This is a genomic window from Streptomyces sp. NPDC006512 (genome assembly GCF_040611935.1).
Classification (GTDB): Bacteria; Actinomycetota; Actinomycetes; order Streptomycetales; family Streptomycetaceae; genus Streptomyces.
Window position 1 is genome coordinate 23658 of record NZ_JBEXPG010000004.1, and the last position, 24009, is coordinate 47666.

General features: G+C 74.3%; 23 protein-coding genes. 14 read left to right on the top strand and 9 right to left on the bottom strand.

What is annotated here, in order from left to right; genetic code table 11:
* Nucleotides 1-119 precede the first annotated feature (119 nt).
* Nucleotides 120-659 (bottom strand): MarR family winged helix-turn-helix transcriptional regulator, encoded by a 540-nt coding sequence (locus ABZZ17_RS03865; protein ID WP_356871646.1) that lies wholly within the window; start codon nucleotides 657-659, stop codon nucleotides 120-122.
* A 158-nt stretch (nucleotides 660-817) separates the two neighbouring features.
* Between ABZZ17_RS03865 and ABZZ17_RS03870 the strand changes: the two genes are divergently transcribed.
* The 3 genes from ABZZ17_RS03870 (at nucleotide 818) to ABZZ17_RS03880 (ending at nucleotide 2710) form a co-directional block, all read left to right on the top strand.
* The gene (locus tag ABZZ17_RS03870; RefSeq protein ID WP_356871648.1) at nucleotides 818-1885 is read left to right on the top strand and encodes an alkene reductase; all 1068 of its coding nucleotides are present in this window, start codon (nucleotides 818-820) and stop codon (nucleotides 1883-1885) included.
* A gap of 224 nt (nucleotides 1886-2109) precedes the next feature.
* Nucleotides 2110-2346 carry a hypothetical protein gene (locus tag ABZZ17_RS03875; protein WP_356871650.1) on the top strand — a complete coding sequence of 79 codons (237 nt, stop codon included), beginning with the start codon at nucleotides 2110-2112 and terminating at the stop codon, nucleotides 2344-2346.
* A gap of 10 nt (nucleotides 2347-2356) precedes the next feature.
* Nucleotides 2357-2710 (top strand): PRC-barrel domain-containing protein, encoded by a 354-nt coding sequence (locus ABZZ17_RS03880; RefSeq protein ID WP_356871652.1) that lies wholly within the window; start codon nucleotides 2357-2359, stop codon nucleotides 2708-2710.
* A gap of 17 nt (nucleotides 2711-2727) precedes the next feature.
* On the opposite strand, the gene ABZZ17_RS03885 is transcribed toward ABZZ17_RS03880, so the two are convergent.
* The gene (locus ABZZ17_RS03885; RefSeq protein WP_356871654.1) at nucleotides 2728-3747 is read right to left on the bottom strand and encodes a glutathione S-transferase C-terminal domain-containing protein; all 1020 of its coding nucleotides are present in this window, start codon (nucleotides 3745-3747) and stop codon (nucleotides 2728-2730) included.
* Nucleotides 3748-3788: 41 nt separating this feature from the next.
* Here ABZZ17_RS03885 and ABZZ17_RS03890 point away from each other — a divergent pair, with 41 nt between their 5' ends.
* From ABZZ17_RS03890 to ABZZ17_RS03900, 3 genes are all read left to right on the top strand, one after another.
* Nucleotides 3789-4163, top strand: coding sequence for a hypothetical protein (locus tag ABZZ17_RS03890; RefSeq protein ID WP_356871656.1), 375 nt, complete (start codon nucleotides 3789-3791; stop codon nucleotides 4161-4163).
* 94 nt (nucleotides 4164-4257) lie between these two features.
* Nucleotides 4258-4581, top strand: coding sequence for a plasmid stabilization protein (locus ABZZ17_RS03895; protein WP_356871658.1), 324 nt, complete (start codon nucleotides 4258-4260; stop codon nucleotides 4579-4581).
* Between the two features lie 128 nt (nucleotides 4582-4709).
* Nucleotides 4710-5234, top strand: coding sequence for a DUF5133 domain-containing protein (locus tag ABZZ17_RS03900; RefSeq protein ID WP_356871660.1), 525 nt, complete (start codon nucleotides 4710-4712; stop codon nucleotides 5232-5234).
* Nucleotides 5235-5303: 69 nt separating this feature from the next.
* On the opposite strand, the gene ABZZ17_RS03905 is transcribed toward ABZZ17_RS03900, so the two are convergent.
* Nucleotides 5304-6833: an MFS transporter gene (locus tag ABZZ17_RS03905; RefSeq protein ID WP_356871662.1), complete on the bottom strand. Its 1530-nt coding sequence runs from the start codon at nucleotides 6831-6833 to the stop codon at nucleotides 5304-5306.
* A gap of 298 nt (nucleotides 6834-7131) precedes the next feature.
* On the opposite strand from ABZZ17_RS03905, the gene ABZZ17_RS03910 reads away from it, so the two are divergent.
* The 4 genes from ABZZ17_RS03910 (at nucleotide 7132) to ABZZ17_RS03925 (ending at nucleotide 10370) form a co-directional block, all read left to right on the top strand.
* A complete protein-coding gene (locus ABZZ17_RS03910) occupies nucleotides 7132-7866 on the top strand; it encodes a WHG domain-containing protein (RefSeq protein WP_356871664.1) in 735 nt (244 codons plus the stop codon).
* A 40-nt stretch (nucleotides 7867-7906) separates the two neighbouring features.
* The gene (locus tag ABZZ17_RS03915) at nucleotides 7907-9067 is read left to right on the top strand and encodes an MAB_1171c family putative transporter (protein ID WP_356871666.1); all 1161 of its coding nucleotides are present in this window, start codon (nucleotides 7907-7909) and stop codon (nucleotides 9065-9067) included.
* A 287-nt stretch (nucleotides 9068-9354) separates the two neighbouring features.
* Complete coding sequence (locus ABZZ17_RS03920) at nucleotides 9355-9813, top strand: helix-turn-helix domain-containing protein (protein ID WP_356871668.1); 459 nt, start codon at nucleotides 9355-9357, stop codon at nucleotides 9811-9813.
* Complete coding sequence (locus ABZZ17_RS03925) at nucleotides 9810-10370, top strand: toxin (RefSeq protein ID WP_356871670.1); 561 nt, start codon at nucleotides 9810-9812, stop codon at nucleotides 10368-10370. Before ABZZ17_RS03920 ends, ABZZ17_RS03925 begins: the two co-directional genes overlap by 4 nt.
* 10 nt (nucleotides 10371-10380) lie before the next feature.
* Here ABZZ17_RS03925 and ABZZ17_RS03930 read toward each other — a convergent pair whose 3' ends face one another.
* From ABZZ17_RS03930 to ABZZ17_RS03940, 3 genes are all read right to left on the bottom strand, one after another.
* Nucleotides 10381-13902: an aminotransferase class I/II-fold pyridoxal phosphate-dependent enzyme gene (locus ABZZ17_RS03930; protein ID WP_356871672.1), complete on the bottom strand. Its 3522-nt coding sequence runs from the start codon at nucleotides 13900-13902 to the stop codon at nucleotides 10381-10383.
* On the bottom strand, nucleotides 13899-14852 hold the full coding sequence (locus ABZZ17_RS03935; protein ID WP_356871674.1) for an NAD-dependent epimerase/dehydratase family protein: 954 nt from the start codon (nucleotides 14850-14852) through the stop codon (nucleotides 13899-13901). Before ABZZ17_RS03935 ends, ABZZ17_RS03930 begins: the two co-directional genes overlap by 4 nt.
* A gap of 272 nt (nucleotides 14853-15124) precedes the next feature.
* Nucleotides 15125-15307, bottom strand: a complete 183-nt coding sequence (locus tag ABZZ17_RS03940; RefSeq protein WP_356871676.1) for a hypothetical protein — start codon at nucleotides 15305-15307, stop codon at nucleotides 15125-15127.
* A 241-nt stretch (nucleotides 15308-15548) separates the two neighbouring features.
* On the opposite strand from ABZZ17_RS03940, the gene ABZZ17_RS03945 reads away from it, so the two are divergent.
* From ABZZ17_RS03945 to ABZZ17_RS03955, 3 genes are all read left to right on the top strand, one after another.
* Nucleotides 15549-16382: a class I SAM-dependent methyltransferase gene (locus ABZZ17_RS03945; protein ID WP_356871678.1), complete on the top strand. Its 834-nt coding sequence runs from the start codon at nucleotides 15549-15551 to the stop codon at nucleotides 16380-16382.
* Between the two features lie 263 nt (nucleotides 16383-16645).
* Nucleotides 16646-18811 carry an FUSC family protein gene (locus ABZZ17_RS03950; RefSeq protein WP_356871680.1) on the top strand — a complete coding sequence of 722 codons (2166 nt, stop codon included), beginning with the start codon at nucleotides 16646-16648 and terminating at the stop codon, nucleotides 18809-18811.
* Nucleotides 18812-19246: 435 nt separating this feature from the next.
* Complete coding sequence (locus ABZZ17_RS03955) at nucleotides 19247-19480, top strand: hypothetical protein (RefSeq protein ID WP_356871682.1); 234 nt, start codon at nucleotides 19247-19249, stop codon at nucleotides 19478-19480.
* Between the two features lie 131 nt (nucleotides 19481-19611).
* Here the strand turns inward: ABZZ17_RS03955 and ABZZ17_RS03960 are convergent, their stop codons facing one another.
* Nucleotides 19612-20271, bottom strand: a complete 660-nt coding sequence (locus tag ABZZ17_RS03960) for a lysophospholipid acyltransferase family protein (protein ID WP_356872024.1) — start codon at nucleotides 20269-20271, stop codon at nucleotides 19612-19614.
* A 308-nt stretch (nucleotides 20272-20579) separates the two neighbouring features.
* Between ABZZ17_RS03960 and ABZZ17_RS03965 the strand changes: the two genes are divergently transcribed.
* Complete coding sequence (locus tag ABZZ17_RS03965) at nucleotides 20580-21779, top strand: serine hydrolase domain-containing protein (RefSeq protein WP_356871684.1); 1200 nt, start codon at nucleotides 20580-20582, stop codon at nucleotides 21777-21779.
* A 378-nt stretch (nucleotides 21780-22157) separates the two neighbouring features.
* Here ABZZ17_RS03965 and ABZZ17_RS03970 read toward each other — a convergent pair whose 3' ends face one another.
* Together ABZZ17_RS03970 and ABZZ17_RS03975 are read right to left on the bottom strand one after the other, a co-directional pair.
* Complete coding sequence (locus ABZZ17_RS03970) at nucleotides 22158-22676, bottom strand: AAA family ATPase (protein ID WP_356871686.1); 519 nt, start codon at nucleotides 22674-22676, stop codon at nucleotides 22158-22160.
* A gap of 9 nt (nucleotides 22677-22685) precedes the next feature.
* The gene (locus tag ABZZ17_RS03975; protein WP_356871688.1) at nucleotides 22686-23963 is read right to left on the bottom strand and encodes an MFS transporter; all 1278 of its coding nucleotides are present in this window, start codon (nucleotides 23961-23963) and stop codon (nucleotides 22686-22688) included.
* Nucleotides 23964-24009: the final 46 nt, after the last annotated feature.

The window sequence follows — 24009 nt, forward strand, 5'->3', positions numbered from 1 at the left end:
CCTTCCCCTGCGAGTGACGGACGCGGGGAGCGTAGTGAGGCGGTGCGGCCACGGTGTGAACGTCAGCTGAACGAGCCGCTGCGTCCGGCACTTCGGGCCGGTGCACGGTCCCCGCGGCGTCAGCAGATGTCGGGTTCCTTGTACGCGGCCTCGCACGCGGCGCCCGCGTCCCGGGTGACCTCCGTCCAGAGGGCGGCCTCCACCTTGCCCAGCAGACGGGCCAGTTCGGTGCGTTCGGCCCCGTCGAGGCCGTCCAGGGTCTGGTCTTCCAGCTCGCCCCAGGCGCGTCGGACCTCGGCGAGGAGCCCGCAGCTGCCGTCCGTCGCCTCGACCAGGGAGGCCCGCCGGTCGGAGGGGTCGGGGCGGCGGCGCACGTGCCCGGAGTGTTCCAGGCGCTGGAGCATCTTGGTCACCGTGGAGGGGTCCAGGCCGACCGCCTTGATCAGCTCGGACTGGCGCACGGCCCCGTTGTCCCACAGGTGCATCATCAGGAACTCCTGCCCCGGATGCAGTCCCAGATCGCGCAGGGCCCGGCCGGCCGCTATCCGGTGGAGACGGGCCACCCGGCTGATCGCGTGGCTCACCGGTCCCTCCAGAACGGCGCTGGGCACCGGACAGTCCGGGGTGGCGCGCGGTTCCTGAGCGGCTTCCGCGGTCATGGCGGCGCTCCTCCTCGGTCGGGTCCGGTGGGTCCGGTCCGTGGCCTACACCGTGAACCTTACCCGCCTCCCAAATTTTACCTTGGTCGGCCAAGTAATGGGGTACGCTGCTTCACAGAGCCAATCATTGGCCGACCAATTAACTCTGTGAGGCGGATATGACCAGCGCTTTCGACTCGGTACGCATCGCCGGCGGCACGCTCCCCAACCGGATCGCCCTGGCACCCATGACCCGCAGCCGCGCCGCGGAGGGCGGGCTCCCCACGCCCCTCGTCGCCGAGTACTACACCCAGCGGGCCTCGGCCGGACTGCTCATCTCGGAGGGGATCCAGCCCTCCGTGGTCGGGCAGGGCTACCCCTTCACCCCCGGTCTGCACAGCGCCGAGCAGGTGGCCGCCTGGCGCGAGGTCACCGACTCGGTCCACGCGGCCGGCGGCCGGATCTTCGCCCAGCTCATGCACGCGGGCCGGATCGGGCACCCGTCACTGCTGCCCGACGGCCTGATCCCCGTCGCCCCCTCCGCCGTCACGCCGCAGGGGCAGCTGTTCACCGGTGACGGCATGAAGGACTTCGAGACGCCCCACGAGCTGACGGGCGCCGAGGTCCGGGCGACCATCGCCGACTTCGCCGCGGCCGCCCGCAACGCCGTCGAAGCCGGCTTCGACGGGGTCGAGCTGCACGGCGCCAACGGCTACCTGATCCACCAGTTCCTGGCCCCGGGCTCGAACCGGCGCACCGACGAGTGGGGCGGCACTCCCGAGAACCGCGTCCGCTTCGCCGTCGAGGTCGTCAAGGCGGTCGCCGCGGCGATCGGAGCCGAGCGCACCGGACTGCGCGTCTCGCCCGGGAACACGTACAACGACATCGCGGAGCCCGACCCGCAGCCCGTCTACGAGGCGCTGGTCAAGGAGATCGACGGGCTGGGTCTGGCCTACCTGCACGTACTGGAGAACGGCCCCGAGGCACGCGACATCACGCTCGCCCTGCGCAAGCAGTTCTCCGGTCCGCTCGTGCTGAACCCCGCGACCGAGGGCCCCACCGACCACCGCGCGCTCACCCTGATCGAGGACGGCACCGCGGACGTGCTCGCCTTCGGCGCCCTCTTCCTCGCGAACCCCGACCTCCCGGACCGCCTGCGCACCGAGGGCCCGTACAACACTCCGGACCCGGCCACCTTCTTCGGAGGCGACGCCCGCGGCTACACGGACTACCCGGTCCGCGCGTAGGCCGCGCCAGGCCCGGCCCGGCGTGCGGCCGGGCGCCCGAGCCGGGGTGCGGCCCCGTCGCAGCCTGGGTGGCCGAGCCGCACCCCGTGGCGGGCGCCTACCCGCGGGTCGCATCCGCTAACGGAGGACCGCCGGGTTTCGCCCGGCCGCGGCCGGGGCAGCCGCCCCACAGGCAGGCCCGCACGCCGGGGCACATCCGGGGGGAGAAACCGGAGGGAGCAGCCATGGACGACCAGGGCGGCGCCGGAGGCGTCCCACCCCACGACGGGCACCACTCCCACGGCACACCGCGCGGCCGCCGCCGCGACGAGGAGCGGCCGGACGGGCGGACCCCCGCCGCCGACACGGACGAGGCGAGCCGCCTCGACCGGCCGTCCCCCACGGCGGACGCCGGTTCGGGCCGCAAGCGCTGGGTGGGCCCGCAGGACGAGAAGGGCACCCCGGACACGAAGGGGAAGTGAGGCGAGCGCCATGACCGAGCAAGGCATCTGGGGCTACAGCCGGGACGCCGGCCACGAGAAGGGCCTCGACCTGACCGGCTACAAGGTCGAGGCCACGGACGGCTCCATCGGGAAGATCGACAAGCACTCCGAGGACGTCGGGGCCTCGTACCTCGTCGTCGACACCGGGGGCTGGATCTTCGCCAAGCACGTCCTGCTCCCGGCGGGCACCATCCACCGGATCGACACCGCCGAGGAGAAGGTGTACGTCGACCGGACCAAGGAGCAGATCAAGGACGCGCCCGAGTACGACGAGGAGAAGTACCGCGGGGACCCCAACTACCTGGAGCGGTTCGCCCGCTACCACGGCCAGCCCCACATGTAGCGGCTCGCCGGCCCCCGCTACGCCGGGGCGTCCGCCCACGGCGTGTGGCCGGGCGGCACCTCCTCCCCGGGTGCCACCGGCCCGGGCGGTGTGCCCCGGCCGAACGGCCGGCCGCCGAGCGCCTCGCGGCCGTGCGGTGCCAGCCAGCCCGCCAGGTCGGGGCCGGCGGGCACGATGCCGGTGGGATTGATGTCGGCGTGCACGGTGTAGTAGTGCCGTTTGATGTGGTCGAAATCGACCGTGTCGCCGAAGCCGGGCGTCTGGAAGAGGTCACGGGCGTACGCCCACAGGACCGGCATCTCGCTCAGCTTGCGCCGGTTGCACTTGAAGTGCCCGTGGTAGACGGCGTCGAAGCGCACGAGCGTGGTGAACAGCCGGACGTCGGCCTCGGTGATCGTGTCGCCGACCAGGTAGCGGGACTCCGACAGCAGCCGCGAGAGGGCGTCGAGCCGGGCGAAGAGCCGCTCGTACGCGCGGACGTACGAGGCCTGCGTCCCGGCGAACCCGGCCCGGTAGACCCCGTTGTTGACGTCGGCGTAGACCGCCTCGTCGATCGCGTCGATGCGCCGGCGCAGCGCGGCCGGATAGAGGTCGGGGGCGCCGTCGCGGTGGTACGGCGTCCACTCCAGCGACAGGTCGAGCGTGATCCGCGGGAAGTCGTTGGTCACCACCTTGCCGGTGGTGACGTCCACGATCGCCGGGACCGTGATCCCGCGGTCGTAGGCGGGGTCGCGGGCGAGGAAGGCCTGCTGGAGGCGCTCGATGCCGAGCACCGGGTCCCGGCCGCCGGGGTCGAGGTCGAAGGCCCAGCTCCGCTCGTCGTGCACGGGCCCGGCGACGGCCATGCCGAGCACCCGCTCCAGCCCGAGGAGCCTGCGTACGATCACCGCCCGGCTCGCCCACGGGCAGGCACGGCTCACCACCAGCCGGTAGCGGCCCGCTTCCACCGGGAAGCCGTCGCGGCCGTCCGCCGTGATCCGGTCGGCCAGGTAGCGGCCGTCGCGGGTGTACTCCGCGCCCGTGTTCACGTAGTTCATCTTCCACGCCTACCCGGGCCTCCCGGGGCTACCCTCCAGGGATGGAACGCGCTGAAGTGCTCAAGCGAGTGATCGGCATCCTGACCGAGGCCCAGGACATCCGCCGGGCGGCCGAAGCCGGCGAGCCCGACGACCTTCCCGGCGCTACGGCCGGGGTCGCCACCCAGCTCCTGAACGAGATGCTCCCCTCGATCAGCGTCCCGGCCGACGCGACCCCGCAGCAGGTGGCCACGATCGTGGCCGAGGCGCTCGGTCCGGCGCTGCACACGATGGTGTCCGGCTTCAGCCTGGCCTTCACCAGCCTCGCGATGGCGCACGACGAGGGCCGTACGGACGTCTCCTCCATCGAGGTGCTGCAGCAACTCGCCCTGGAGGTCCAGGCGGGAACCTACGACGAAGGCTCCGGAGGCTCCTGAGGCCCGCTCCCCCGGGCCCGTCCGCGCATGCGCCCGGACGGGCCCGGGTAGGCGCACCACGCATCCGAGACCGCACACGAGCCGAGGAGGCACCATGCCGCGCGGTTCCAGCCCCAAGCGTGAACGCCAGTACGAGCACATCAAGGAGAGCGCCGAGGAGCGCGGCGAGAGCCCGAAGCGCGCCAAGGAGATCGCCGCACGCACCGTCAACAAGGAACGGGCCCGCGCGGGCGAGTCCAAGACCGCCAGCCGGTCCTCGACGCAGGACATCTCCTCCGGCCGCCGCGGCGGACTGCGCTCCCACAGCGGCGCGCAGGGGCCGACGAAGGAACAGCTCTACAACGAGGCCAGACAGCGCAACATCAAGGGCCGCTCGTCCATGGACAAGGCCCAACTCAAGCGTGCCCTCGGCCACTGAGCCCGGCACTCCGGGCGGAGCGCGCCGGTCCCGCACCGCGTGCCGTGCCCGTGGGCGGCGGGTCCGCCTTGCATACTCACGGCGTCCGCACCTCTCCGCCGTCAGCTCGTGAGATGAAGGAACCCGCAATGACACCACCTGGCGACCAGGGCCATCCGCCGGGTTCCTCCCCGGCCCCGGGCGGCGCGCCGGGTCTCGCACCCGCCCCGCCCGGGGCGGCGGTGCGGGCCGTGGGCATGGTGATGGCAGCGACCCCGTGTTCGGCCCGGGACGCCCGGCAGGTGCTGCTCGTGGCCGCCGAACTCGCCCGGGCCACGGTGGCGGAGGTCGCCGCGGCCCTGGTCGCGGGCGCGGACGGGGAGCCGGTGCCCGCCTCGGCGGAGCGGGCACTGCGCCGCGCGATGGAGGCCGCGCGCACCGTACGGCCCGTGGGGGGCCGCGTACGGGTGGGGCCCGCGCCGAACCGGGCCCGTGCGGAGGAGGTCCTGTCCCGTCTGGAGGGCTGCCGGGCCCGCCTGAGCGCCGCGCCCGGCGATCCGGGCGCGGTGCGTTCCATGGACGACGCGGTGTACACGCTGTGCGTCCTCATGGGCCGTCGCACCGCCTACGAGGCCGTGCACGCCGCCCGCCGGCACCTGGCCGGCCCCTGGTGAACGCTCCGGCGGCCGGCGGAGGTTGACCGGCACGCCGGGCGGCGGGCCCGGGTACGGCCGTCGGCGCCGTCAGTGTCCGCTCCCCCCGGCCCGGAACCCGCGCGGCACCATCCACAGGACCAGTACGGTCACGGCGGCCACGATGCCGACGGACACGTACGAGGTCGTGGTGAGGGCGCTGTCGAAGGCGGAACGGGCCTCGGCGAGGAGCCGTTCGCCGGCCGGTCCCGGCAGCGTCTCGGCGACTTCCTTCGCCCCGCCGATCGACTCGCGCGCCAGGTGGGAGGCGGTGTCCGGCATGTGTGCGGCGTAGCGGGCGGCGTGGAGGGAGCCGAGGAGCGCCACGCCGAGGCCGACGCCGAGTTCGTACGAGGTCTCGGAGACGGCCCCGGCCTGGCCGGCCCGGTCGGCCGGGACCGCGGAGACCAGGACGGCGGCGGCGACGGTGACGGCGAGGCCGTCACCGAGGCCGAGGGCGGCCAGGAAGACGGCGACGTACCCGTACGGGGTCGGTACGGGGGCCAGGGCCAGCAGGAGGAAGCCCGCCAGCAGACCCAGCAGGCCGGCGCCCATCACCGCCCGGACGCCGAGGCGCTGCATGAGGCGCGGGGCGAGCAGGGAGCCGACGAGCATGGCGACGGCCACGGGCAGGGTGCGCAGGCCGGCCTGGAAGGGCGAGTAGCCGTGCACGTACTGGAACCAGAGGGAGACGAGGAACAGGGCGGCGCCGGCCGCGAGCATCGCCATGAGGGTGACGAGCGCCGCCGCGGTGAACGGCCGGTTCCGGAAGAGCCGGACGTCGAGCAGCGGGTCGGGCAGCCTCAGCTGGCGGTGGGCGAACGCGGCGAGCACCAGCAGTCCGGCGGCGAGGACGGCCAGGTCGGTGACGGTGGGGCTGCCCTTGGCCACGTGTTTGACGCCCCAGGCGAGGGCGACGATGCCGACGACGGACAGCAGGGCGCTGGGCAGGTCGAGGGCGTGCGTGCCGGGCGCCTTGTACTCGGGCAGCAGCCGGATGCCGGCCAGGACCGTCGCCACGACGACGGGGACGTTGACCCAGAAGGCCGCGGACCAGCCGTACCGCTCGACGAGCAGCCCGCCGACCAGCGGGCCGATGGCGGCGCCCGCGCCCGCGACGGCGGCCCAGATGCCGATGGCACGGGTCCGCTCGTGGGGGTCGGTGAAGATGTTCCGGATCAGTGACAGGGTCGAGGGCATGACCATCGCGCCGCCGACGCCGAGCAGGACGCGTCCGGCGATGAGCACGGCGGGGGTGGTGGCGGTCGCGGCGATCACCGAGGCCAGGCCGAACAGGACGAAGCCGATGAGGAACAGGCGTTTGCGTCCGTACCGGTCGCCGACCGCGCCGGTCGTCACGAGCAGGCCGCCGAGGACCAGGCCGTAGATGTCGATGATCCACAGTTGTTGCAGGGCGGTGGGGTGCATGTCGTCGATGAGGGACGGCAGTGCGACGTTGAGGATGGTGGCGTCCATCGCCACCACGAGGAGGCTGGAGCACAGCACGGCGAGCATCAGCCAGCGCCCGGATCCGGGGCGGCGTTCCGCGGCGGGGCCTGTGGGGTTCACGGCTCGGGCCACGGGATGTCCCATCCCTCGGACGGGCTCCGGGAGCGGGGCCCGCGTAGGTGCTCGCGCCCGCTTGGTGCGGGCTTGTCCAGGTATAGAAGGCGGTCGGGCGGCACGCAAGCCGAGCGCCGCCGCCCGGGTCCGGAGCGGGGACGGCGGGGCCGGGAGTCCGGGCGCCGCGGACCGCAACTGCGGGTGGTTTTCGGCCTGTTCCGGAAACGATCGGCGTATGGCCGGGATCACAGCGGGTTCCGGGAACGCTCGGGCCAATGCACCCGGGGGCGCGGTAGCCGACAGGTACGGTTTGGCCATGGATGTTTCCGGAACAAGCGCTACCGCTGAGAACACCACGCCGTCGGCCGCCATCAAGGCCACCGCGCGCCAACTCCTCGTGAAACTGGGCGCCGGAGGACTGTCCCTGGACGCCGTCGCCGGTGACAGCGGTCTCGCCCTCGCCGACGTGGAAGCCGTCTTCCCCCACCGGGACGACCTGCTGACCGCACTGGTCATCGACGCCTACGACGACTCCGCCGCCGCGATGGAGGCGGCCGACGAGGCCGCCCGCGCCGCCGGCGCCCCGGCGGGCGCGCGGCTGCTCGCGGTGACGCGGGCCCTGCGCGCCTGGTCCTTCGCCAACTCGGCCGAGTTCACGCTGATCTACGGCTCCCCCGTACCCGGCTACCACGCCCCGCAGGACACCGTCCCGCCCGCGTCGCGCACCCCCGCGGTGCTGGCCGGCATCGTACGTGCGGCGCTGGAGGCCGGGGAGCTCACCCCGCCGCGCCGCGCGGTGCCCGGGCCCCCGCTGCTCCTGCCGGAGGCCGTCGAACTGTTCGGCGGCGTCCCGGAGGCGCCGTTCTCCGACCTCGTCGAGCGCGGCATCGTGCTGTGGAGCGGGCTGGTCGGGCTGCTGGTGTTCCAGGTCTTCAGCCGTACCCACGACAGCGTCCGGGACGAGTCCGCGTACTTCGACTTCGCCATCGCCGTGACCGCCGAAGGAATCGGCCTGACCGTTCCCCTGGACGAGACCACCGACACCGAGTAGACCGTCTGCCGCACGCGCGGCACGGGCGGGGAATCAGGCCGTGAACACCACCAGAACCCTCTGTTTCGTCATAGCGGCGCTCTCGTCGTACGCCGCCCTCCTCTACCGGCTCTGCCAGGTGCGGCGCAGCTGGCGCGACAGCGCCTACCGCACCCTGGTGATCACACTGCTGCTGCAGTGCCTCACCTTCACGATGGGCGCCGTCGCCATGGGGGGCGGCAGCTTCCTGGGCGTCGGCAACCTCGCCATCCTGCTGATGCACGTGTTCGCCGTCGCGTTCTGCGTCAGCGCGCAGATCATCCTGCTGCGCTGGGCGACCGAGACCGAGGAGGCGGCGCGCAAGGCCCGCTACTGGCTGATCACCGGCGTCGCCCTCAGCGTGCTCCTGATCGTGCTCTTCTTCGTCGCCGACGGCCCGGGCAGGTCGGCGGAGGACTTCAACTCGGGCAGCGGACAGCCGCTGGTGCTCACCTACCTCCTGGTCTTCATCGTCTCCCAGGCGGTTCCGTGCGTCACCATCTTCCGCCAGTGCGGGCCCTACGCCCGTATGACGGGGAAGGCCTCGCTACGGCAGGCGCTGCGCATGCTCTCCGTCGCCGCGGTCATCCTCTTCCTCTACTGCGTGTGCCGGACGGTCAACATCCTCACGGGCGCGTCGGGGATCGACATCGGCGCGTGGCAGCTGGCGTCCAACGTGTTCAGCGCGCTGGGCATCTTCACGCTCTCGCTGAGCCTGACCATCTCCTCCTGGGAGGCCTCGACGGCCAAGCTCGTCGAGTGGGCCCGCAGCTACCGTTCGTACCGGGCGCTCTACCCGCTCTGGCGCGACCTGTACGAGTCCTCCCCGGACATCGTCCTGGAGCCCGCGGGTTCGGCTTCGGTCTCTGACCTGAACTACCGCCTCCACCGGCGCGTCATCGAGATCCGCGACGGGTGGCGGGACCTGCGGCCCTACATCGACCGCACCGCCGGGGACGGCGGCGAGGCCGTGGGGGCCGGGGCGAGCGAGGAGCACCGGCAGGCGTTCACGGAGGCGGCGCAGATCAAGCGCGCCCTACAGGCCAAGCGTTCGGGCACCGTCCCCGTCGACAACCAGGACGCCGGGGACTTCGACGCACGGGACACGGACAACTTCTCCGCGGAGGTCGCGTGGCTCACCCAGGTCGCGTCGGTGTACCGCAAGCTGGGCAAGGCGAGCTGAGAGTCCCGCCCGGGCCTGACGTCGTCGGGCCCGGGCGAGCCCTTCCCCCGTGGAAACCCCCCGTGACGTGACCCGCCCGGGCCGGCCCCCATCCCCCGAGGGCCGGCCCGAAGCGGACCGAACGTGCCGACGACCAACTCGGCTACCCCCGTGAGCAAAGTTAGCTGGCAGCTATCGGCGAGGTCCACGGTGGCGGACTCCGGCCAGATTGTCAACTGACCGCTAATCTGCAAAACTGACAGATAGCTGAGAGCAATGCCGAGGAGGTGACGGAAGGGAGATGGGCAGTGTCCGAGACTGACGACCGGCCCGTGCTGGCAGTGCGTCTGGACAACCTCTTCAAGACGGTTCGTCCCAAGGGCAAGCACTGGACCAACGCCGAGGTGGCCGACGAGCTGAAGCGGGCCAACCCCGACCTCAAGGCCGGCGGCGTGTACCTGTCGCAGCTGCGGACGGGCAAGCGCTCCAACCCCTCGCCGGACCTGCTGGCCGCCCTCGCCCGGTTCTTCGGCGTGTCGGTCGCCTACTTCTTCGACGACGAGGTCGCCGAGTCGGTGCTGAGCGAGGTCGCCGCCATCGAGGCGCTGCGGCAGGCGGGCGTCCGCTCCGTGGCCATGCGGGCGGCGGGGATGAAGAAGGAGAACCTCCAGGCCATCACGGCCATCATGGACCAGTACCGGCAGATGCAGGGCCTTCCGCCCGTCACCGATCCGTCCGAACCCTCGGGCCCCGCGGAAGCGGAGTGAGGGTGCCGGGGAAGGGCCGGCCGGCCGACCAGGACCGCCGCAGCCGGCTCAAGAAGCTCCGCAAGGACGGCGCACGGCGGATAGCCGAGCTCGGCCTGCCGGACGGCGCCGACGTGGCCGAGCTCTGCCGCTATCTCGGAGAGGTCCGCGACCGCCCCATCACGCTGATCCCGATGCAGATGCCCGCGTCGCAGCCGTGCGGGATGTGGGTCGCCGCACGCGACGAAGACCTCATCTTCTACGACGCCAACACGACCAGCGCGCATCAGGAGCACATCATCTTGCACGAGCTGGGCCACATCATCTGCTGCCACCGCGGAGCCGGCTGGCTGGACGAGGCGAGCTCCCGCCTCCTCTTCCCCAACCTCGACCCCGATCTGGTCCGCGACATGCTCCTGCGCGCGACGTACGACGACGTCCAGGAACAGGAGGCCGAGGTCATCGCCTACCTGCTGTCCCAGCGCATGGGCAGCACCGGGGAAGGGCAGGGCCCGGCGGCCGACGGCGGGTCCGGGAAGACCGAGATGCTCAGCCGGATCGAGCGCACCCTGTTCTGAGGCGGCCCGCTCATCCCCCGGCGGCCGCCACCTCCTCGGCCAGCATCGCGACGGCCCGCCGGATGTCGTCCTCACGGTGGTCGCTGGTGACGAAGAACCGCAGGCGTGCGAGGTCCTCCTCCACCGCCGGGTGGAAGATCGGGTCGGCGATGACGCCCCGCTCGTACAGCCGGTCCGAGACGCGCAGGGTGCGCGCCGAGTCGCCGAGGACGACGGGCACGATCGGGGTGTGGGCACTGGAGCCCGTGTCCAGACCGGCCGAGGCGGCCAGGCCGAGGAAGAGCTCCGCGTTCCGCCGCAGCGTACGCACCCGCTCCGGTTCGGCGGTGATCAGCTCGGTCGCCGCCAGTGCGGCCGCCGCGTTGGCCGGGGTCAGGCCGACGCTGTAGACGAAGCCGGGCAGGGTGTGGCGTAGCCAGCGCACCATCCGGGCCGAGCCGCCGAGGTATCCGCCGCAGCTCGCGAAGGCCTTCGACAGGGTGCCCATCCAGAGGTCCACGCCGGTCCGGGCCACGCCGAAGAACTCGCCCACGCCACGGCCGTGGTCGCCGACGGTGCCGATGCTGTGGGCCTCGTCGACCATCAGCAGAGCGCCGTATCGTTTCTTCACCTCGATCACGGCGGGCAGGTCGACGAGGTCGCCGTCCATGCTGTAGGCGCCCTCGACGGCGATCAGCACCCGCCTGAACCGGGAACGGTTGACCCGCAGCATGTGTTCCAGCTGCGCCGTGTCGTTGTGGGCGAACGGGCGCCGCGCCGCGCCCGACAGCGCGCAGCCCTGGAGGATGCTGTCGTGGGCGAGCGCGTCGTGGATGACCAGGTCCCCCGCGCCCACCAGGTGCCCGACGGCGGTGACGTTGGTGGCGTGACCGCTCACCAGCGCCAGGCAGTCCTCGACGCCGAGGAACGCGGCGAGCGCCCCCTCCAGCCGTACGGTCAGCTCCCGTTCGCCGGACAGCGGCCGGCTCGCGGAGACCGAGGTCCCGTAGCGGTCCACGGCCCGGTGCGCGGCCCCGCTGACCGCGGGGTGGCCGGAGAGGCCCAGGTAGTTGTAGCTGCCGAAGGACAGGTACGGCCGGCCGCCGATCACCGTGGTGTCGCGGATGGTGCCCTCGTGGACGCGGAAGTACGGGAAGTCCGCGCCGCTGCCGGTGATCGCGCTCAGGCGCTCCTCGAAGCGGCGCACCTCCGGGAAGTCGTCCACGCGCGCGGTCGCCGGACCCCAGTCGTCCCGCGGCCCGTCGGGCACGGCCGCGCCGGGATCGGGGAACCGCGTCAGGTGGGGGGCGATCAGGGCGGTCAGCCCGTCGATGGTGAGTCCCGGCGAGAACACCTCCTCGCCGGCGAAGCCCGGCGCCCACTTGCCGAGGACGACCTCCAGCTCCTGGAGCATGAGGGAGTCGAAGCCGAGATCGGTCGTCAGCGCCATCCGCCCGTGCAGGTCGGAGAGCGGGAAGACACCTGTCCGCGAGACCGCTTCGAACACCGCGGAGGCGGCCGATGCCGTCGATCGTGCGGATGGCGCCGGTGCCGGCGGCGCCGGTGCCGGTGCCGGTTCGTCGTGGGCTTCCGGCGCGCCGGGCACTGCCGTTGCTCCCGGCGCGGCCACGAACGCCCGCGTCCCTCCGGACGGGTGCTCCGCCTCGCGGGCCGACTCGTCGACCACCCAGTGGCGGCGCGGGGCGAGCGGGCTCGGCGGCAGGGTGCACGGGGGCGTCCGCTCCGTCACGGGACGGATTCCGCCGCCGGTGACCGCGCGTACCGCGAGCCGGGCCAGCTCGGTCCGCCGCGCGGCGGCCGGCTGCGAACCCGGTGCCGGTACGGCCGCCTCCGCGGGCCGGCCGGGCGGTACGGTCCCGACCGCGCTGCCCGGACCGAGTTCGCCGGTGCGGCCCGCTTCGACGGCCCCGGCCGCCTCGGTGAGCCGGGTGACGGCGTCCTCGGCGTCGTCCGCCACCAGGGCCAGGCGTTCCGCGAACGGCGCCCGGCGGGCCAGTGTGCCGGCCACCGCGGCCAGCGGCGGCCGGTCGCGGTCGATGGTCTGCGCCAGGTCGCGTGCGTAGCGGGCCAGCCCGGCCCGGTCGCGGGCGCTGAGCACCAGCAGCTGCGGCTCCCCGTCCGCCGCGGGGTGGGCGGGACCCGCGGCGCACTCCTCCACCACCACGTGGACGCCGGTACCGCCGAAGCCGAAGGCGCTCACACCTGCCCGGCGGGGCTGACCGGATTCCGGCCACGGGGTCACCGCCGTCGGGATCGTCAGCCGGGCGGCTTCGAGCGCGGAGGTGTCGGCCCTCTCGAACTCCGGCTGCGGAGGTATCGCGCCCCGGTGGACCGCCAGTACCGTCTTGATGAGGCCGGCCATCCCCGCGGCGTTGAGGGAGTGCCCGACGACCGCCTTCACCGCGCCGAGGAAGGCGGGGGCGCCGTGTTCCCCGCGCAGTTCGCGCAGGACGCCGATCTCGACCGGATCGCCGACCCGGGTTCCCGTGCCGTGCGCCTCCAGGTAGTCCACCGAGCCCGGGGCCAGGTCCGCGTCGCGGTAGGCGCGGCGCAGTGCGCGCAGCTGGCCGGCGGCCTGGGGGTGCATGCCGCCCTGCACGGTGCCGTCGTTGGCCGATCCCACGCCGCGGATGACGGCGTAGACCCGGTCGCCGGCCGCCAGCGCGTCGGACAGGGGGCGCAGTACGAGGATCCCGGCGCCCTCTCCCAGGACGAAGCCGTCGGCCTCCGCACCGAAGGGCAGGCACCTGCCGGTGCGCGAGATGGCCCCGATCCGGCTCAGTCCGATCAGCAGGTCGGGGGCGAGGACGAGTTGGGCGCCGCCCGCCAGCGCGATGCGGGTGCGGCCGGCGCGCAGGGCGTGCACGGCGTTGGCCACCGCCATGAGTCCGCCGGAGCAGGCGGCGTCCAGGGCGTAGCTCTCGCCGTGCAGGTCGAAGACCGAACTGATCGTGTTGGGGCCCATGTTGAGCAGGAGTCCGGCCACGGACGTGCCGTGCAGTCCGTCGACCGCGCGGACCGCGTCCGCCCACCGGGCGTCGTCCACCCGCGCGCCGAACTCGCCTCCGGCGAGCTGGCGCATCCGGATCTGCATGGTGCTGAGTTCGCGGTATCCGCTCTCGGTGAGCGAGGTGATGACCGAGGTCTCCTCCCGGTCGAAGCCGTCGGCCTCCCAGCCGGCGTCCTGGACCGCCTCGCGCGCGAGGTCGATCAGCAGCCGGTGCTGGGGGTCCATCGACTTGGCCCGCCGGGGCGGGATGCCGTAGTGCGCCGCGTCGAAGTGGCCCACGTCCGGCAGCAGCGCCATGGTGTCCGCGTAGGTCGCGGAGGAGTCGCGGAAGTCGTCGCTGAGGAAGGCGGCGCTGCGCCACCGCGCGTCCGGGACGGTGGAGAACTGTGCCTGCGGGGCCGTCAGGAGCCGCCAGTACTGGTTCAGGTCGCGGGCCCCGGGGAACCGGCAGGCCATCCCCACGATCGCGACGTCGTCGCGGCGCGTTCCCGCCGGGGCCGCTGGAGAGTCCGGTGCGGTCACAGCCGCCGTCCCGCGGTGTTCAACCGCTCCCGCCACCAGTCCACGGTGGCCTTGACCTGCTGGTCGAGCGGGGTGGCGCGGACGGTGAACCCGGCTTCGTAGGCGCTCGCGTCGACGACGAAGGGCCGGGTGAACTGGTAGCGGATCTCCTTCAGTTCGCGCAGCAGCGGGGAGAAGAGGGAGCCGAGGGCGAGTACGGGAGCGGGGACCGCGCGTACCGCGACCGGTGCGGTGCCCGCTTCGGCGGCGAGGCGGTCGGTCATCTGCCGTACGGACCGGGCGGGTTCGGTGGGGACGTGCCAGGCCCGGCCCCAGGCGCGCTCCTGGCCGGCCACTTCGGCCAGGGCCCGGGCCACGTCGGGGAGGTAGGTCCAGCTGTGCGGGGCGTCGGGGTCCCCGAGTGTGGAGACGGGCTTGCCGCGCAGCAGGGGCGGCAGGACGCGTGCGGCGAGGTGGCCGCCGTCGGTGACGCCGGGGCCGAAGAAGTCCGAGGCCCGTACCTCGACGGCGCGGATGCGGCCCTGTTCGTGGAGCTTCCGCGCTTCCTCCCAGGCGGCGGCGCGCACCGCTCCCTTGGGACCGCTCGCCGCGAGCGGCAGCGCCTCCGTCATCGGAACGTCCACCGGGCCGTAGCCGTAGAGGTTGCCCAGCATCACCAGGACCGCCCCGGTCGCCTCCGCCGCCGCACAGGCCGACGACGCGAGCGCCGGCAGCTCCGCCACCCAGCGGTGGTACGGCGGAGCCGCACAGTTGAACAGGGCGACAGCCCCCCGCGCGGCCTCGGTCAGCCGAGCACTGTCCGTCGCGTCGAAGGCGACGTGCTCGATGCCGGGCTCCGGATCGCGGCCGCCCGACTTCGTCACGACCCGTACCGAATGCCCCTGCTCCGCGAGCAGTCGGGCAGTGGCCGCTCCGGCGGCCCCGAATCCTATGACCACGTAAAAACTCACGTGGGCACCCTACGGCGTGCCCCTCGACGGTGTATGGAGAGCGCCACTCGATCCGGCCACCGCCCTCACCGCTCCGGCACCCCGTCCCCCGTCGGCGATGACCCGGGGGATGAAGATCTTGTGACGATCATGCGCACGCGGCGGAGCGAGGGGGCCGGGCCGGGCCGCCCCTGCGGTAGAGGGCCCCCCGGCACCGGGCTCCGCACGACCCCACCCGGGCTGCGCGCGGCACCGGGGACGAACGGCGCGATCTCGCTCTCCCCGGGGCCGGGTCAGTCGCCGCCACCGCCACCGCAAGAGGAGCCACTGCCGCAGGACGAGCCGCCGCCGCAGCCGTACCCGCCGCCACCGTCCGAGGAGCCGTCGCGCCTCGCCTTGCCGCCCGTCTTGGACTCCCCCACCGCGACGACGACGATCACGATGCCCACGACCACCAGAACCACTACGAGCCCCACGACCGCCACCCCCGTTTTTTGGTGCCTCAGGTCTTTCCTGCGCCAAGGAAATGCCCTGCACGGCCCGCGCGCCAGCGCACTTGAGCAACTCCAGAGCTTGGCCGTCGGCACGAGGAGCGATCCACCATGACCCGGCACACGCCGCGCCGTCGGGGCGGTCTGTCGCGGCGGGCCTTCCTCGGGCCACACTGGGCACCCCGGGGAACGGACCGTCCCCCGAGTCCGCGGAGGTGGTGGGGCGTTGACAGGTGAGTCCCGGCAGCAGTCCGGTCCGGCCGTACGGCCCCCCGTGTGGGAGACGTACGGGCCGGCCGACCTCAGTGCCGTGCCCGTGTTCGCCGGAGGGTTCATCAACTTCGGCTACTGGGAGTCCGTCGACCTCGAAAGCCCCCTGTCGGAGGGGGACCGGATCCGCAGCGAACAGGACCTGTACCGGCACGTCCTGGACGCCGCCGCCCCCGCGAACGGCCGGGCCGTGGAAATCGGCTGCGGACTCGGCCTCGGCTGCGCGCTCGCCCTGGAGGAGTACCGGCCTGCGGGCATCACCGGGGTGGACATCCACCCCCAACAGCTCCAACGGGCCCGGAACGCCAACGCCCGACTGCTGGCGTCCGAGCCGGACCGGCTGCGCTTCGCCCTCGGGGCCGCCGAGGACCTGCCGTTCGGCGACGGGGAGTTCGACTGCCTGTACAGCGTCGAGGCCGCCCAGCACTTCCCGGACCTGTCCGCTTTCGCCCGCGAAACGGCGCGCGTCCTGCGCCCCGGCGGACGGGTGGCGGTCGCCAGCTTCTTCAGCGTCGACGGCACCCCCGCCCAGGCCGACCGGCTCGCCGGCCTCCTGGACTCGTTCGCCAGCGGACTGGACATCGCCCGGCCCGTCTCGCCGCTCGCCGACGCCCTGACCGGCTCCGGCCTCGTCGACGTCCGGACCCGCTCGATCGGCCCGCACGTCTGGCCCGGCTGGGACCGCTGGCTGTCCCGGCTCTGGAAGCCCGGCACCTGGCCGCGGAACTTCCTGGCCGCCTGGGAGGAACGCGTCCTGGACTACTACCTGGTCACCGCCACCCGCCCGTAACCCCCTCCGGGGCGGCCGGCGCACCGGCCGCGGGCAGACAGAAGGCCCCGGCCTCCCTGAGGAGGCCGGGGCCTTCGTGATCGAGCGCTGGGCAGGCCTTGCACCTGCATTTCCCCACGGGAAGTGGGACGTCTTTCCTTGGACCACCAACGCCGGTCCCACCACCGACGATCGCGGCCGCGAGAACAAGATCACTATAGCGCACGGAGCGGGCTCCGGCACACCCGCGTGCCGGTCCGCCGGTGCGGGGCGATGCTGGTGGCATGGCTGGTGGCCTTCGCGGGGCACGGATGCCCCCCGACTACGCGGCGGCGGCCCGGCGGTCGGTACGGGTGACCCTCGCCGGGAGCGCCGGGTTCTACCTGCTCCTCTACGGGTTCGGCTCGGCCACCGGCGCGACCTACGCGCTGTTCGCCGCCGTGGCGCTGGCCGGCCTGTCCCACATCCCCGGAACCGGGCGGCAGCGCGCCGCGGTGCTGATGCGGACCCTGCCCGCCTGCTGGGTGCTGATCACGATCGGCACCTACCTGTCCGTACGGACCTGGAGCGCGGCCCTCGGGATGCTGGTGGTCGGCTTCGCGCTGGCCTTCACCGCCGTGGGCGGCCCCCGGCCGGCGGGTGCCGCGCCGGGACTGCAACTGATGTACATCCTGCCGTCGTTCCCGCCCTACGATCCCGGCTCGCTCGGCGAACGGCTGGTGGGCGCGACGGTGGGCATCGCCCTGCTCGTCCTGGCCGAGGCGTTCCTGCTGCCCGATCCCCCGACCGTGCCCTACCGGGAACTGGCCGCACGGGCCGCCGACGCCGTACGGCGGTGCGCCGACGAACTGGCCGGGCCGCCGTACGCGGTCTCCGGCGCGGCGGCGCGGACGGCGGAGGAGGCCGGGACGCGGCTGCGGCCGTCCCAGGTGCCGGAGGCCGAGCGGCCCGCCGGGCCGGGCGTACGGGACCGGGCCCTGGCCCAGACCGGCCTGGCCACCCGTACCCTCCTGAGCCGTCTGACGCTGCTCCCCCCTGCCCCCGGCGGCCCGCATCCGGGCAGCGCCGGGCTGGACGTGCTGCGGGCCGTACGGGACGCGGCCGCGGAAACGGCCGGCCGCCTCCGCGGCCGGGAGCCCGCCGGGGACGCGCACGCCGACCTGCTGCGGGCCCGTACGGCACTGGCCGCGGGCCCGGCCGAGGACGCCTCCCCGGCGCTGCTGCGGCGGCACGCGGCGGTGATCGAGGTCGCGGACGCCGCCCTGGCGATGTCGACGGGCGCCGGGATCGCGGTGGACGGGCGGGCGGGCGCCTCGCGGGCCGCGCCGGGCCGGTTCTGGTACGCGCGGATGCGGGCGCCGCAGCTGTGGTGGTTCCGGCTGGCGGGGCACGCCGGCCGGCGGTCGGTGCTCTTCCAGAACGCGGTACGGCTCAGCCTGGCCCTGGCCGCGGCGCGGGTGATCGCCGGGATCGACACGCTGCCGCACGGATTCTGGGTGCTGCTGGCGACCCTGACCCTGACCCGGACGACGGTGGCCGAGACCCGGTCGACCGTACGGACGGCGCTCATCGGGACCCTGGCGGGCGCCCTCGTCGCGGCCGGGCTGCTGGCGCTGGTGGGGACGGACATCGCCGTGTACGCGGGGGCGCTGCCGCCGCTGATGCTGGTCGCGTTCACCCTGGGCCCCGTCAAGGGCGTGGGCTGGGCGCAGGCGATGTTCACACTGGTGGTCGCCCTGGTGTTCGCCCAGCTGGCGCCCGCGACCTGGCAGCTCGCCGAGTTCCGGCTGCTGGACGTACTGACCGGCAGCGCCATCGGCGCCGTGTTCGGACTGCTCGCCTGGCCCCGGGGCGCGCAGGACGAGCTGCGGCGGTCGGTGGCGGTGCTGCTGCGGGGCGCGGCGGAGATCGTGGTGGCCACCACCGCGCAGATCGCCGCGGGCGGGGTGCGGGAGCCGGTGCTCACCGCGCCGGGGCACCGGTCGCTGCGCCACGCGCTGGCCCTGGCGGAGTCGGCGTACGCGCAGTACCTGAGCGAGCCGAAGGGGCTGGGGGCGGCGGCCGGCGGCCGGGACTGGCAGGCGACCCTGATGGCCGGCCACCACACCTTGTGGGGCGCCGACCGGCTGCTCGTACCGCCCGTACGGGTCGTCGCCCCGCCGCTGGACCGGGAGCCGGCGACGGCGGTCACCGGGCTCGGCGACCGGGTGGCGGGGCGGATGCTGCTGGTCTCGGCGCGCCTGGACCCGGGCGGCGACACCCCGTACGCGCCGATCCCGCTGCGCGACCCGGCCTTCGAGGGCTTCGCGGCGGAACCGCCCGGCGCACCCCGTCTGTACTACGCGGCCGCGTCGTGGCTGGACTCGCTGATGACGGACCTGGAACGCATCGCCGCCACCCCCGCGCCCGCCCCCACGCACCCGGACGGCCGGTCCGGGAAGGGGAAGTGAGGCCCGCGGCCGGACGGGCCGGCGGGAGAAGCACCGCTTTGACGTGCCGTCACAACCCGCACACATGGGGGACGGTGAGGGGGCGAGGGTGCGGGTGCGGCCCGCCCGGGGAACGGGCTGCCGCGACGGGACGCTGCCCGTCCTCGGGGTGGGCCAGGGCAACGGCCCCGTTCGGCAGCCCGCCCCTCATCCTCGCCCACGCCCCGCCCGCGACGGCCACCTCGGGCCGTCCCGCTGCCCGCGTTTCATCCGAATGCGGGATCGGCCCCGGGCCGCCCCCACGGTCACGCCGCGGGAGCGGGCCGGCCGGGTTCAAACCTGCTCCGCCCCGGATTCCCCCGGGCGGCCGAGGCCGAGTGGCCCTTGCGGCGGAACCGGGCTCTCATGGACGACGGGCGACCTCTCGCCCGCCCAGCGAGCGCGAAGGGCATCCTCATGTACGAAATGCGCGCGGACTCCACGGACGGCCGCGGTGAACTCCTGTGGCACGTCCTGTCCAAGGAGTCCCCTTCAGGGACCCTGTGCGGCCGCCACGCACCCCCCTCGGCCTCCACCCGGAGCACGACGGCGGAGACCGCCGGCGAACGCTACTGCACCCCCTGCATGGAAGCCTTCCGGACGGCGGTCCAGGAACACGCGGCCCGGTCCGTCTCCGCCGACATCACCTAGCCCTCTCCTCCCCTACCCCCACCGCCCGCAGGCGAGGTACGGGCCCCCTCCGGAACCCCGGACGAGGGCCCCTGCCTCGCCGTCCGGCGTCTACGGGCGGTCCGCGCGGGCACCCTCCGGCCCGGGGCGCGTCAGCGGGCGGCGGGTACGGCGAGGGCGTCGACGGCGGTGCGCCAGGCCCGCGTCACGGCCCGGTGGGCGTCGGCGCTCGCCGCGGGGACCTGGCCGGGCAGGCGGACGGCCGCGCCCACGTGGACGTGGAGGCGCGGGCGGCGGGCGGGGGCGGTGAGCGCGCCCGCGAGCTGTTTGACGGGGCCGCCGGAGCAGAGCCTGCGCGCGCCGGCCTGACCGACGGGGACGAGGGGCACGCCCGCGGTCAGCGCGAGGCGGGCCGCGCCGCTGCGGAACGGGCCCGGCGCGGCTTCGCCCGGGTCGCGGCGGGCGGGCAGGCGGCCCTCTCCGTACAGCAGGACGTGACGTCCTTCGGCGAGCGCCTCCGCGGCCCGGTCGAGCGCCTCCGCGGCGCGGGCGGTGCCGCGATGGACGGGGATGTGCCCTTCGCGGGCGAGGGCGGCGCCGAGGACGGGGATCCGCCAGAGGCCGGCGGCGGCCATGATCACGGGCTCCGCCCCGAGCCGCCGCAGGGCGGCCGCGACGACGACGGGGTCGCTGAGGGACGTGTGGTTCGCGACGAGGACGCAGCCGCCCCGCGACGGCATGCCGTCGGGGTCGGCGGTCACGGAGAGGTTGCCGAAGGCGGGGAAGAGGGCGTCGGCGATACGGCTGAGCACGGTGGCCTCGCTGGTGCGGCGGTGCGGACGGTGGGCTGTCCCCATCATCGGCACCCGGGCCGCCCGGGTCGTGAGTACGCCTACTCACGATACGCGTAGGCACACCGGACGGGGCTCTCGGTACGGCGCGCGCCTTTCGGCCCCGGGACCACGTTCCTACGGGGCCCCCGGCACGGGACCAGGGGCCCGGGGGCTGCCCCCACGCCGGATGGGCGGGCCGGCCGGTTCGTCCGGACGATCTTGCCCGGGCAGGCTGGACACATCCGGTCCGCCGGTCCAACCAGCCCACGCACATGAGGAGTTCACCCATGTCCGCTCGCTCGCGGCAGCCCCGCACCGCCCGCACCGCATCACCTTCAGGGCCGCGGCGCACCGTCGCCGCGCTGGCGGTGACGGCCGCCGTCCTGACCTTGACCGGGGCGCTGCCCGCGTCCGCGACGGAGCCGCGGGGGCCGCGCGACGCGGTGCGCGGGGCAATGGAACGCGTGGTGGCCGACGACCGGTTCCCCGCCGCCCTGGTCGCCGTCACCGGGAAGGACGGACGCACCCGGAACCACACCGCCGGCGTCCGGGACCTGAGGACGGGCGGGAAGGTTCCGGTGGACGGGCAGGTGCGGGCGGGCAGCAACACCAAGGCGTTCACGGCCACGGTCGTCCTGCAACTGGTCGGCGAGGGCAGGGTCCGGCTCGACGCGCCCATCGAGGAGTACCTGCCGGGCCTGGTGCGCGGCGAGGGGATCGACGGCCGCGGCATCACCGTGCGGCAGCTCCTCCAGCACACCAGCGGGCTGCCCAACTACACCGACGCCCTGCTGGACGACGTCTTCGGGAAGGGCCGGCACACCTACTACCAGCCCCGCGCCCTGCTCGACCTGGCGCTGGCCCGGAAGGCCCTGTTCGCGCCGGGCGACGGCTGGTCGTACAGCAACACCAACTACGTCCTCGCGGGCCTCCTCATCGAGAAGGTCACCGGCCGCCCGCTCGCCGAGCAGATCACCGACCGGGTCATCGACCGGATCGGGCTGCGCCACACCTACTTCCCCGCCGTCGGCGAGCGGGGCATACGGGAAGCCCATCCGCGGGGCTACCACGCCGCGGAGCCCGGGGCTCCGTTGGCGGACATCACCGAGCTGGACCCCTCGTGGGGCTGGGCGGCCGGCCAGCTGGTCTCGACGCCGGGCGACCTGAACCGGTTCTTCTCCGCGCTGATCGGCGGCGAGCTCCTGCGCGCCGAGGAGCTCGCGCAGATGCGGACCACCGTGCCGGTGCCGGACGCCTCCGCCGCGGGGACCGGCGTCCGGTTCGGGCTGGGGGTGACGAGCACCCCGCTGAGCTGCGGCGGCCTGATGTGGGGGCACGGCGGCGACACCCCGGGCTACCACACGTTCCCCGGTGCCACCGATGACGGGCGCGCCGCGACGATCGCCGTCACCGCCGACTGGCCGCCCACGGAAGCGGGCTTCAAGAACGCGGACGCGGTCGTCGACACCGCCCTCTGCGCGAAGTGAGCCCCCGGCCGCCCTCCCAAGCTCTGGAGTTCCTCAAGTCGGATTTGGGGGCCGGCCGGACGGGGGATGCCGCTGGTACGGGCCGGATGGCCCAGGCATGGGGGGTGGTCGTGATGGAGATCCTGCTGTTCGTGGTGATCGGTCTCATCGTGGTGCTCATCGCGGTGAAGCGCGGTGGCGGGGGCGGTGGGGGGTCGTCGCGCAGGCGGCGTTCCCGCTCGTGGGGGGACGGCGGCGGTGGCGGGGGCTGCGGTTCCTCCTGTGGGGGCGGCGGAGGCTGCGGGGGTGGCGGGGGCGGCGACTGACGTCCGCGCGTGCGGCGCCCACCGCTGTCCGTCGGCGGTGGGCGCCGCCCGCCTTCGCGGGGGTGAGCCCCCGTCAGAGGGTGCGCAGCCACCGGTCCGCCTGCCGGGGCGCCCGGAAGCGGAGGGTTCGCAGGGGTGCGAAGCGCGGATCCCGGGTGAGCCCGTCGATCTCCGCGCGGCGCGCGGCGTGCCGGGACCACGCCCACCGCACCGGATGGTCGGCCGTGAACCAGTCCGCCAGGGATTCCACGTTGCCGCCGAAGATCCGCTCGCGCGTGAGGGTCCGGCGCACCGACCTCCGCAGCACGCGGGGCATGACGACGGACCTCGGGTAGTCGAGCCAGACCACCGTGTCGGCGCGCGTCCACAGCGGATCGCGTCCGCCCGCGGGGCCGACGGAGTCGAGGACCCACCGCGGGCCGGCCGCGATGGCGGCCAGTTCCTCGTGCAGGCCGGGGTTGGGTGCCCAGCCGGGGCCGGCGTACCTCAGGGTGTCCATCTCGTGGAAGGGCAGCCCCAACCGGGCGGCGAGCGCCCGCGCCATCGTGGTCTTCCCGGCTCCGCTGATGCCCGTGACGAGGATCCGTTTCACCCGGGCAGGTTACGCGCCGCCGTGTCCCGGCCGGGCGGGCGAGCCCGGCGCGTCCGGCCGTCCACCGGCGTCGTACCCGGGGGCGGGAGCTCCCTGCGGCGTTCCGCACGGCCCGGCCGGGGTCCCGCGGCGGCGGGGCGGCGTGAGGTGCCGGACGAGGGCGAGGGTGGCCAGGGCCGCGACGAGCGCGCACACCGCACCCCACCCGGCCAGGCCGTAGGCCCGTACGCCGAGCCAGGAGCCGGCGCTGCCGCCCAGGTAGGCGCAGGTCATGTAGGCGGTGTTGAGCCTGCCGCGGGCGTCGGGGCGCAGGGCGAAGACGCGGGCCTGATTGGCGATCATGCCGGACTGCATCGCGACGTCGAGCAGCAGCGTGCCGGTGACCAGCGCGGCCAGGCCCGGTGCTCCGCCCCGGGAACCGGCGGCGAGGACCGCGGCGGAGGCGAGTACGGCGAGCAGGCAGGCGAGGTTCACCGCGTCGGAGCCCCTGCGGTCGACCAGCCGGCCGGCGTACGGGGTGCAGAGCATCGTGGCCGCGTTGACGAGGGCGAGCAGCCCCACGGCCCGGGCGTCCAGGCCGTGGGCGGGGCCGGTCAGCAGGAGGGCCACGCAGGTCCAGACGGCCGAGAAGCCGCCGAACACGGTGGCCTGGTAGAGGCAGGAGCGGCGCAGTTCCGGCTCGGTGCGCAGCAGGCGCAGCGGCTCCGCCAGGAGCGCCGGGTAGGGGCGGCGCGAGGGCGGGGCGGTCACCGGCAGGGCGCGGGCGAGGACGGCGGCGAGGAGCAGGACGACGGCGGCGGCGGCCAGGTAGGGGGCACGCCAGCCCAGCCGTTCGCCGAGGGTCCCGCTGAAGGTGCGGGCGAGCAGCATCCCGCCCAGCGAGCCGCTGAGCAGGGTGCCCATGACCGCTCCGCGGTGGTCGTCGCCCACCAGCCCGGCCGCCAGCGGGGCGACGAGCTGGGCGGCGACGGTGGTGAGGCCGACGAGCGCGCTCGCGGCGACGAGCGGCGGCAGGGCCGGGGCGCAGCCGGCGGCGAGGAGGCCCGCTCCGGTAAGTCCGAGCAGGGTGACGAGGAGGGGGCGGTACGGCAGCCGGTCGCCGAGGGGCACCAGGAGGAAGATCCCGGCGGTGTAGCCGATCTGCGTGGCCGTCACGATCAGGGCCGCGGAGCCGGGCGGGGCTCCCAGTCCGGTGGCGACGAGGGGGCCGATCGCCTGGGGGAAGTAGACGTTGCCCACGCCGACGGCACAGGTGAGGGACAGGAGCAGGAGCATCCGGCGGTTCACGTCAGTGCACCGCCCCGTGACCGGCGTGGGGGCTCCGCATGGGGGG